We start from the raw sequence: 10,207 nt of genomic DNA, 5'->3' as shown, positions 1-10,207 counted from the left end.
TTTGTGGCTTATTTATTGTGGGATTTAGCCGGTTATAGCGTCCTGCGGGACGTATTTCACCTCATTGGTTACTAAAGAAAAAAGTCAGAAAAACTAGTTTATTTTTGGAGAAAAATCATGGAAACTCGTGAAACTCGTTCATCTGCTGATTTACCAGTGATTGCTAATGCTTATAACGGCCGCGATCGCAATGAATTTCTGTTTGGCTGGACTCCCCAAGCGGAATTATGGAATGGTCGTTTAGCGGCGATTGGTTTTGTCGCTTATTTGCTGTGGGATTTAGCCGGTTATAGTGTTCTGCGTGATGTATTACATCTGATTGGTTATTAAGTTTAGGGAACAGTAAATGAGGGTAAGAGTTTTACTGACCTACACCCTTACACCCCTATATCCCTATACCCCCAGCCTTGGGAAGGCGGAACCAAAATCTGGAACCGCCTTCTTGACGTGCTGAATAACCTATACTTCCGCCCCAATGCTCAATCGTCATACGGCAAAAATAAAGACCAATACCGCCTCTACCTGAACGATTTTGACCTTGGGAAAATTTTTGAAATAAATTATCTACCATTTCTGGTGGTACACCTTCACCTTCATCATCGATAGTGAACAGAATATATTCTGCTTCTGCTTGTAAACCTATAGTGACAGTAGAATTTTCTGGACTGTGGCGATAAGCATTTTCCATTAGATTTGTAATGACCCGATCTAAACGCGATTGTTCACCAACAACTTTCCAATCTGCTGTGATATCAACTTCAGCAGCAAGATTTAACCGCTGATTAGTCAGAGCAAAAGTAGCTTGGAATAGCTCTATGACTTCTTGTATAGCCACTAAAATATCTGGAGAAGTATGAGTATCTACAATAAAACTTTCTAGCGATCGCACCTCAGCCGAAAAAGCATCTAAAATATTTCTAATTAACATTTCTTGCTTAATAGATTGCTTGCGGGCAATTTCTAAATGTTCTTTGCCTCTATCTGTTAAATTTTCAAATTCTAGCAATGCTAAACAGCAGTTAATTGCATTTAGTTGCCCTGCTATATCATGGATAATGCAATTAATTAATACTTCTTTTTTTTGATTCTCTTTTAATAATTGCTGATAATTTAATTGTTGTTCTCTCCCTGCTTGGATTAAGTGTTGCTTGTATTTAAATTTATCTTGGGCTAATTCAATTAACAAAATTTTACTTTCATTGACACACAAAGCATAAGCTTCTAGTTGTTCTTCATAACCGTTTAAATTTTTTTGACTCCAGATACCAGAACTTAGCTTGCCAATGCTATTGCTATACCAAAAATCTTCGGCATCAAACAAAAAATTTTCTAAAAAAGCAAATTCCTCTTGGGGAATTAACATATTCATACCAAATTTTAATTCCTGGCTACAAAAACGCCTCAACCAATTAGGTGGTTGAGCGGTAACTCTAAATAATCCAATATCAATTTTTTCTAAAACTAAAATATTTAAAGCTAAAAATAAGTCAGACAATATAGTTTTATTCATAACATAAATATATAGAATTTAATTATTTATTCTTTAGGTGGTTGATTGAGTAATTTATCAGATTTTTCTTGTAATAAGTTGGAACGATTTGCTTCTTGTTGCATAGCAGAGAGATGTTTTTCATCTAAAATACTATTTAATAATAATATCCAATCACCTTCCTCTGAGGGAAAAATATGGATGTCTGCACAGATACCAACATCCATTTTAACCAAGGGTAAAAAGATAGGAGTATCATCTAAAGGTAGTAAACCTTCTAGGAAAAAAACTTGCTGGCATATAGATATTCCTGGACTAAGATTCATAATGCCATACTCAGATAGTTTTCCACCCCAGGCTACTAGACAACCATCTTTTTTGACTAATAAATAGGCAAGCGATCGCTCTTCTATAATAAAGTTGAGCAGATATAAAATCACAGCATGGGGAATATCTACCATTTATCCATTTAAGATTTTATTAGTAAGAGTTTGAAAAACTTCTTCTACACCCTGCCCAGTTTTAGCACTAGTATTAATCACAGTCCAACCTTGTTGGATAATGACATCTAGTTCATGAGCTTCGATTTCCCATTCATTGGTCATATCCCACTTGTTAAATACCAAAATAAAAGGGACTTTACCAATACTTTCTTCTACTTTAGTTTGTAGCTCAAAAGCTTTATCCAGAGTATTGCGCCGAGTGCCATCTACAACTAATATATAACCAGATGAACCTCTGAGATATGACATCCTAACTTTTTGAAACTCGTCTTCACCATAAAGATCCCAAAGGATTAAATTGACATTATTCCCCTGAAAATCCAGAGTCTTTTTGTCAATTTTGACACCTACGGTAGTATAATATTTTTCCGAAAAAATACTGTAGATAAACCTGGAGACTAAACTTGTTTTACCTGTAGCAAATGCACCTACCATACAAACTTTTTTCTGAATCATATTTATTTAGTTTTGTCAATTATTAAGACTTGAAAAGATACTCGGCGATTTAGCCGTTTAGCATCTAAATTAACTTCGCTCTGGTAAGGTAGTTTAGAACCTACAGCCACAAGTTTAAATTTATTGATGTTAATTCCTGGAGAATTGAAATAAGCTAAGATTTTATTCGCACGGGCTTGACTGAGAAACAAATTTTGTCGTTCTGTTCCCGTAGTATCAGTGTGTCCTCTAATTTGAATCTGCACATCTTTGTCTATAGAGTTGGCTGTATTGAAAAGCTTTTGTATAACGTTGCGTAAATCTGGTAGCTTGTTAGTTTCTCCGGGAATAAAATTATCTTTTCCTTCTTCAAATAAAAGTACTGTTGCGTCAATTTTCTTTTTAGCTGACTCTAATTCTCTCAGTTCAGTGGATATAAGATTTTTAGTTTGAAATTGTGTCACTCCTGGTACAAAACGCCATAGTTTCTGAGATTCCAAAATCCAGTTGTGTGTTGCATAGCCAGTGGCAGAAAGAATGCCATTATGATCAACTTCTAGCACTACAGTTTTTGGTGGTTGTAGTAGTTTGGCTGTTCTTTTAGCTATTAGTTGTGGTTCCAAAGATAGGTAAGATTGCCACTTACTAATTACTTTGTCAGGATTGAGATTTGTAGGTTGTATTAATGTGTTGGGATCTACAGCCAACGGATCACGCATTCCTGAAATAAAATGCTTCCCGTTGTAATAGCGCGTATTCACCACTACAATTCCTGGCTGAGAGTTGAGTTTATGGAGATAAGTTTGCCAACGGATATTTTCTCTGAGAGTAAAAAACCCCCAAGTTCCAGCTGCGATCGCCATTAAACCTAAAAAAGCCCAGGCATAAGTATAATTTTGCTTTGAAGCAGTTTTATACTGAATGGCTAAACAACTTTCTAAATAAGGTTCACTAGCTTGAAATGGTTCTGTTTCTCCCCCAAAGCTATGCAGTTCTGTACCTAGTTTGAGATGAATTTTTTCAATAGCTGCTTGAAAAACTGCGCGTAATTCTTGCGGTGGTTTACCACGAACAATCCCAGCGACGATTGCTTGTGGCCCTGCTTCAATCCAAATTGTCAGTTCGCCAAATCGCAAACTACGTAATGTATCTTCTTGCTGGACACCAAAAGAATCTTTGACAAAATCTTGAATTGCTGTCAACATCGCCGCTACTAAATCAGGATCTTGAACAGCTAATTGCTGGAACATTACATGGTGAAGCAATAATCCTGTTTGTTTGTGAATCAGAAATATTTGTTCAACGCGGTAAATTAAAGTTCGCAGCAGGACAATTTCCGCAAATGATTTTCCTGTACGTTGTGCTTCTAACCTCCACTTTACACTTTGTAGGGACAAACTATGTTCTAGAGCTTGATTGAGCGATTGCATCATCTCATCTAAAGATGTAGCGATCGCTTTTCGCGCCGCTGGGCCGATTATGGGAAAAAATGCTTCTGAAAGTACATTTTCGTCTTGGGTGACAGAAGCTTGAATTGCTTCTTCCACAGTTGAAACCATTGCTTCTACTAGTTGTTTATCTTGCTTGGAACGCAAAACTACAGCTTCGGGAAGCAAATGACTGATATCTTCTGGTAGAATTTGGGGATTATTTAATCGTTCGTAGAGTTTATTCAGTTGACTTGGTTCAACACCAAGAAGGACACTACGAAGTACATTCAGTTCATCTTGATTGAGCGAATCTAAGTTAGAAGATTCCCCATTACGGCTTGTAGCTTCTAGAGGTACTCGATTCGGGGGATAGTTATTCATTACCCAAATCCCTTAATTTACAATTAACATGCAGTTGCATTCTATTAAATCAACTAACAAGACAATTAACTTACAATGTCTCTAGCGTAGTTGTTGTACTAAATTAATAATCTTTGATAGGGAACCGAATAAAGCACTATTATTCAGGAATAATGCGAGAATATGAGCTTGATGCTCTATACACTGAAAAATATGTGGAATTCAGAATTTATTGTCTGTATTCAACCGAATTGCTAATTCTGTGAATAACGCTGCCAGCTTAGAACGGTCTGTTTTCTCTTTTTGGAGTTCTTGGGTTTCTCGTGTCAGCACCGTTATAATTTCTTCATACTTTTGCTGAAGGTCATCTTGTAAATTTTTCGATTGGGTCAATATCTGTTCACGCAATTCTCGTTGACGGTTAGAGGTTTGTTCGTCAACTTGAGCAATTTTATTTTCTAAAGATAGGTTAATATTTTTTTGTTCTTCAGAGTGCGATCGCATCATCCCATCGCGTTCTAGCTGCTCTTTTTTAACCTGTTCTGTTAAAGAATCAACCTCTTGTCTCACATAACTTTCTAACGCATCTAAACGTTTACGCGTCTCATCTCGCATATTCACCAGTTCAGAAACTAAACGGTCTTCCAAACGGGCAAATCTTTTGTCAACGTCGCGTATCTGGCTACCAAAAAGAATATCTCTGACTTTATCTAAGCTGTTAGTTTCACCAATCCCATTAGTACTAAATTGCAGCTTATTGTTGACTGAATTTGACCCCCCTTGCCCTGGTTCTACAGTATTTTGATTGATATATTCTTCAGGCGGGTTCATAAGTTTGATCCTTCTTGAAGCTGAATTTGGTTTTGTTCTTATACTTATGATGCTACATTTAGTGCTTATGCAAAACCATATACTTAAGTATTTTTCAATACATTCAACAAAAATAACCTTCCTTAAGGAATAAATATAATAAATTTACTTTTATTTTAAATAAGAAACCGCACTAACACATATAATCCAGAAGTTACCAGTTGCAAAAACATTACAGGAATACCGTAGTGCAGAAAAGTTTTAAATGAAATGCGACGACCATGCTGTTCAGAAATCCCCGCGGCAACTATATTAGAAGAAGCTCCGACAAGTGTACCGTTACCTCCCAAGGTTGCCCCAAACATCATGGCGTAAAACAAAGGTAAAACTTCAGCCGGAAATTGCCCTTGAAAGTCTTGTGCTAAAACTTCTGCTGGTGCTAATCCTACAGTCACAAGATATTGTTTAATTAAAGGAACCATCGCCACCACTAAGGGAATATTCGGCACGACACTAGATAATATCCCGACAAAAAATAATAAAAAGAGGGAACCGAGAACAATATTTTTCCCTAAAAAAATTGCCAAAAACCCTGATAAGCTATTAATTACCCCTGTTTTTTCTAACCCTCCAATCAATACAAAAATACTCATAAAAAATATTAATGTACTCCAATCTACATCCCGCAAAATGTTATTAACGGTATCAATGCGAGTATGATGAGATAGTAACAAAGCCAAAGCCGCACCTAATAAAGCCACGGCCGCAGGGGAAATTGGAACTGGTAAAGATTCACCAATCACAAAAAATACTAATACGAACGCAATGATAACTGCCCCCACAGCGACAACCCGTGGATGATTAATTTGGGTATGAGGCAATTCTTCAAGGTTATCAAGTTTGGTATGCCAAATTTTCCGAAATAAAAATGGTAGTGTGGCGACGACTGTAATAACTGCAAGGACTCCGCCTAAACTTAATTGCCAGAGGTAACTTGTAAAACTAATATTAATGGCATCTCCCACAATAAAAGTAGCAGGATCACCCACTAAAGTTAAGAGACCAGCACTATTAGCTATAAAGACCATTAATATTAATAATGGTACAAAATTAATACCTATTTCTTGCGCCATTGGGGGAATAAGCGGCGCTAATAACATAACTGTTGTGGCATTGGGTAACACTGCACAAATAGGGGTGACAATCCCCACAATACTTAGTAACAGTCGTTTGCCGTTGCCTTTAGCTAAAATGACAATTTGAGTGGCTAAATAATCAAATATTTTTGTCGGTTCAAATGCCCGCACAAGCACCATAACACCAAAGAATAAGCCTAATGTTCCATGACTATTGCCGATGTAACCCACGGCTTCTTTTAATGTCATAACGTTGGTGAAAACTAGTAACAATGCTCCCAATAAAGCCGCAATAGTCAGATGTATCCATTCCGTCATAACTAGGATAATTACACCCAAAAATGTGAAAATGCTCAGGAGAGCTTGCAAGTTTTCCACGTTGTCCCTCTTGATTTGTGCTTAATTGCATACTACATAAAAAGCCACCTAAAGTATAGGTGACTTTTTATAAGCCTTATTTAACTAAAAGGATATCTAGAAAATTTTTGGTTTTGTAATTAAGATTTGGCTATCCCTCTTCTTTTAGGAGGGATAGGGGGATCAGGTTAAATATTTAATACTTCTCAGATATCCTCTAAAAAATAACTGCTATTTGCGACAGCAGTTATTCATCAATGCCATTGGGTATGCCTAAAATAGCACAAGGAAAATTAAAACCTAGGGTCTGAATAATTGCATGATTAATGGATCTACACCCTAGAAATAGAACATTAGCTGCTTCTAATTCCACAACTTTTGTCAGTTCTGTAGCAACATCACCAAACCGCAAATGCGATTTAAAAGAACCTTGCCATTCTTCAGCTAAACTTCGGGCTTGCCAAAGAATTCTGTCTGCTTCTTCTAGAGGAGCTACAATTTGTGCTTGTAGATGTTGGGTGATGCCTTTAAGTTTTGGTTGAGTTAATACGGATGTTGTCGATTGGTATACATCACTTACTCCACATTCGCATGGTGTTAAATAATTTGCCCAATTTACTTTATCCAAATACTTATCATTTTGGTTTTCTTCTACTACATAAACTGCTTGGACTGTAACTTGCTGATTTGTAGCTAAACGCGTTTGATGAGCAATCCAAAAAGCGATATCTAGTGCGGTATGACTATTCGGTGAAGCGTTGTAAGCAACAATTAAGTTGACTGATGGTTCTGTTTGATAATTTGTAAAAGAACGTCTTTTTGGCTCTGGTATTAATACCATTTGCTCAACTAAATCATTTCTACCTATGGCGCTTTGGAGGCGTACTAACATTGGCTTAATGTTCACAGTTTCACTTCTCCTAAAGAAAATAAATGATGAATGAGAAGCAGGGTGAATGAAGTATGAAGTATGAAGTGTGAAGTATGAAATTTATAGTAGAAATTTCATCCTTGAGACTTGATCCTTCAAGATTCATTTTTGATCCTTTCTTTAAAGAAACCCCAATAACAACTGCTATTACAGCCAAATTTTTGGGAGTTCCTTCCATTACCGACGGAGTTAGCTGACGGGCTAAGACTGGAAGGTGTCTTTCTGAAAGATTAGCCCCATATATTTGGTTCCTCCGTTTCAAATCATGATTGTTGATGGATTTGAATTAGGCGACCCGCTAAAAGAAATAATAAACTAATTTACTCATTTTGGGTGAAATATCTATCAAGGAAATTCAAGGCATAATTACGCAATTCAAAATATTCTTGGGAATTACGCATAGCGGCTCTATCGCGTGGATGATCGAAAGGTACTTCTAAGATTTCCCCGATATTAGCGGCTGGGCCATTAGTCATTAAGACGATGCGATCGCTCATATAAATAGCTTCATCAACATCGTGAGTAATCATCATTACGGCTTGGCGATTGTTTTCCCAAATATCTAATACTTGTCGTTGTAATTTACCTCTAGTTAAGGCATCTAAGGCTCCAAAAGGTTCATCCATCAGCAACATTTTTGGACGAATTGCTAAAGCTCTTGCAATGCCTACTCGTTGTTTCATCCCTCCAGAGATTTCATCAGGATACTTATCTGCTGCCGGGGTTAAGTTTACCATTGCCAAGTGTTCGTTAACAATGCTAATTTTTTCGGCACGATTTGCATTTTTTAACACTTCATCTACGGCTAAACGGATGTTTTCTCTGACGGTTAACCAAGGTAATAAAGAATAATTTTGAAAGACCATCATCCTTTCTGCGCCTGGCTTGCGGATTTCCTTTCCATCTAGTCGCACTGACCCAGAAGTTGCTGTTTCTAAGCCAGCAACAATTTTTAATAAAGTTGATTTACCACAACCAGAATGACCAATTACGGAAATAAATTCATCTTCACCAATGCTGAGATTGACACCATCCAGAACCACAAAATTACTTTTATCTGGTGTCGGATAAGACTTGACTAAATTTTCAATTTCTAAGAAGTTATTATGAGACATAACTTGCTGTTCAGTATCGATTGAAGTGGGTGTATATTTCATCATCAAAGGCTCCGCTAAAATTTGAACTATTTGTTAGTCAATATTGAGAATTAATACCTAAGACATAAAAAAACGCACCGGAGATTTAGCCCGAATTTCAAAACTGTTGAGATAGCCTACCGGGTCACTAGGGTCGAAGCGTTTTTTGTCAATAAATACTTCTGCTGCTTCAACTTTGTAATCGTCTTTAGGGCATTCAATACCCATTTCTGAGGCTATTTCTCGATATAAATCTGTTCTCCATCCTTTTTCGGCTAATTCCTCGGCATCTTTAGGAAATTCCTTGATTTGTCCCCACCGGGCGGCTTGAGTCATTAACCAAATACTTCTCGACTGCCACATAAATGTTGAGTGTTCGTTTGGCTGTTTGGGCAAGTTATCGGGAATATCGTAAAAGATGGTAGTATCAGCAGCTTGAATGGTACGGTCTTTGCCATCAAACCCGCCATAGTTGTAACTTCCTAAAATGCCTGGGGCTGTAAATTTGGTAATTGGGGCATTCTTGTTTTTTGGTCTAGCACCAGTAAAGGAACGGTTGGTAAGTAGTTCGGCGACTTCTTGGCGATTTTCTGGTTTACTACAATATTGACAAGCTTCAATCATCGCCTTTACCAGAGAACGATAGGTTTTAGGATATTTATCGATGAAGAATTCCATCACGCCTAATAATCTATCGGGATGTCCTAGCCAGACTTCCTTACCTTGGGCGAAGGTAAAACCAACACCTTCGTTACCTGCAATTGCTCTGGTGTTCCAAGGTTCGGCTACCATATAAGCTTGCATTGCCCCAATTCGCACGTTTGTCACCATCTGGGGAGGTGGGACGATAATGACGCGAAACTCTTTGAGAGGGTCAACACCAGCCGCCGCAGATATATACCGCACGAAGTATTCGTAAATCGCGGAACTCAGGACTACTGCCCAAACTTTATTTTCGGCTGATTGCTTGTCAAAATAGGCGCGAAAATCTTTGCCAAAGGCCTCTAATGCACCATCACCATATTGTTGTTGATATTCGTACCAAGGACGCAAGCCAAAATCCCACATAGCTTTATTCATGGTCATGGCGTTACCGTGGCGGTGAATGGTCATAGCTGCACACAAGGGTGCGTGGCGTGCGCCTTCCGCCCCAATTCTGGCGTTAGTGACAGCCCCAGATACAACGGGCGCAGCATCTAAACGACCAAAAATTAGACCATCGCGAGAAGTTGCCCAACTTGCTTCGCGGTTGAGTTTGACGTTTAAACCATACTTGCGAAAGAAACCTTTTTTCCAGGCGATCGCAAATGGCGCACAATCATTAACAGGAACGTAACCAACAGTAATATCCGGTTTTTCTAGGTCTTGAGGCCTGACTACGGGTTTGACGGCTAAAGCTTCTTCTGTCAGTCCTGATGCAGATCTATCTCCTGAAATTCCACAGGAAGATAGGGCAATTCCGGCTGTTGTTGTGCCAATTCCTAAGAGAAATTCTCTTCTAGTCCAATTATTGTCAGTCATTGTTGTTGTTTTATATTGGCTCACGCAGAGGTAAATTAACGTCAGTTGGATAAACCTCTCCCCAACCCCTCTCCGATGCGGAGAGGGGCAAAAAATATT

Annotated in this window: 10 protein-coding genes and 1 riboswitch; of the genes, 1 reads left to right on the top strand and 9 read right to left on the bottom strand. The window is 38.0% G+C overall.

The annotated features are described in order from the left end of the window. The first annotated feature begins 117 nt into the window (after positions 1-117). A complete protein-coding gene (locus tag NCWK1_RS24395) occupies positions 118-330 on the top strand; it encodes a high light inducible protein (RefSeq protein ID WP_096577229.1) in 213 nt (70 codons plus the stop codon). Positions 331-385: 55 nt separating this feature from the next. On the opposite strand, the gene NCWK1_RS24390 is transcribed toward NCWK1_RS24395, so the two are convergent. The 9 genes from NCWK1_RS24390 to NCWK1_RS24350 all read right to left on the bottom strand — a co-directional run bounded on the left by NCWK1_RS24390 (position 386) and on the right by NCWK1_RS24350 (position 10,108). Further along, positions 386-1,510, bottom strand: a complete 1,125-nt coding sequence (locus NCWK1_RS24390) for a sensor histidine kinase (protein ID WP_096577227.1) — start codon at positions 1,508-1,510, stop codon at positions 386-388. A 26-nt stretch (positions 1,511-1,536) separates the two neighbouring features. After that, a complete protein-coding gene (locus NCWK1_RS24385; RefSeq protein WP_096577225.1) occupies positions 1,537-1,950 on the bottom strand; it encodes a hypothetical protein in 414 nt (137 codons plus the stop codon). Continuing rightward, complete coding sequence (locus NCWK1_RS24380) at positions 1,951-2,448, bottom strand: Rab family GTPase (RefSeq protein ID WP_103126493.1); 498 nt, start codon at positions 2,446-2,448, stop codon at positions 1,951-1,953. It lies immediately after the preceding gene. A 2-nt stretch (positions 2,449-2,450) separates the two neighbouring features. Then, entirely contained in the window at positions 2,451-4,238 is a 1,788-nt protein-coding gene (locus tag NCWK1_RS24375) for an OmpA family protein (protein ID WP_103126492.1), read from the bottom strand. Between the two features lie 201 nt (positions 4,239-4,439). After that, positions 4,440-5,048 (bottom strand): hypothetical protein, encoded by a 609-nt coding sequence (locus tag NCWK1_RS24370; protein WP_096577219.1) that lies wholly within the window; start codon positions 5,046-5,048, stop codon positions 4,440-4,442. A gap of 155 nt (positions 5,049-5,203) precedes the next feature. Continuing rightward, entirely contained in the window at positions 5,204-6,541 is a 1,338-nt protein-coding gene (locus NCWK1_RS24365) for an SLC13 family permease (protein ID WP_103126491.1), read from the bottom strand. A gap of 226 nt (positions 6,542-6,767) precedes the next feature. Further along, positions 6,768-7,412, bottom strand: coding sequence for a universal stress protein (locus tag NCWK1_RS24360; RefSeq protein ID WP_103126490.1), 645 nt, complete (start codon positions 7,410-7,412; stop codon positions 6,768-6,770). Positions 7,413-7,617: 205 nt separating this feature from the next. Further along, positions 7,618-7,754: riboswitch (cyclic di-AMP (ydaO/yuaA leader) on the bottom strand. 17 nt (positions 7,755-7,771) lie between these two features. Next, positions 7,772-8,608: an ABC transporter ATP-binding protein gene (locus NCWK1_RS24355; protein WP_103126489.1), complete on the bottom strand. Its 837-nt coding sequence runs from the start codon at positions 8,606-8,608 to the stop codon at positions 7,772-7,774. A 57-nt stretch (positions 8,609-8,665) separates the two neighbouring features. Continuing rightward, complete coding sequence (locus tag NCWK1_RS24350) at positions 8,666-10,108, bottom strand: ABC transporter substrate-binding protein (protein WP_103126488.1); 1,443 nt, start codon at positions 10,106-10,108, stop codon at positions 8,666-8,668. Between the last annotated feature and the right edge of the window lie 99 nt (positions 10,109-10,207).

Source organism: Nostoc cycadae WK-1 (assembly GCF_002897135.1).
Lineage (GTDB): Bacteria > Cyanobacteriota > Cyanobacteriia > Cyanobacteriales > Nostocaceae > Nostoc_B.
The sequence above is the reverse complement of the archived record's forward strand: the minus strand, read 5'-3'. Positions and strand labels throughout refer to the sequence as shown.

Excerpts from the sequence above, each read along its gene's own strand:
- NCWK1_RS24370 (WP_096577219.1), bottom strand. The coding sequence starts at position 5,048 with ATGAACCCGCCTGAAGAATATATCAATCAAAATACTGTAGAACCAGGG.
- NCWK1_RS24350 (WP_103126488.1), bottom strand. The coding sequence starts at position 10,108 with ATGACTGACAATAATTGGACTAGAAGAGAATTTCTCTTAGGAATTGGC.
- NCWK1_RS24380 (WP_103126493.1), bottom strand. The coding sequence starts at position 2,448 with ATGATTCAGAAAAAAGTTTGTATGGTAGGTGCATTTGCTACAGGTAAA.
- NCWK1_RS24390 (WP_096577227.1), bottom strand. The coding sequence starts at position 1,510 with ATGAATAAAACTATATTGTCTGACTTATTTTTAGCTTTAAATATTTTA.
- NCWK1_RS24385 (WP_096577225.1), bottom strand. The coding sequence starts at position 1,950 with ATGGTAGATATTCCCCATGCTGTGATTTTATATCTGCTCAACTTTATT.
- NCWK1_RS24355 (WP_103126489.1), bottom strand. The coding sequence starts at position 8,608 with ATGAAATATACACCCACTTCAATCGATACTGAACAGCAAGTTATGTCT.
- NCWK1_RS24360 (WP_103126490.1), bottom strand. The coding sequence starts at position 7,412 with ATGTTAGTACGCCTCCAAAGCGCCATAGGTAGAAATGATTTAGTTGAG.
- NCWK1_RS24395 (WP_096577229.1), top strand. The coding sequence starts at position 118 with ATGGAAACTCGTGAAACTCGTTCATCTGCTGATTTACCAGTGATTGCT.
- NCWK1_RS24375 (WP_103126492.1), bottom strand. The coding sequence starts at position 4,238 with ATGAATAACTATCCCCCGAATCGAGTACCTCTAGAAGCTACAAGCCGT.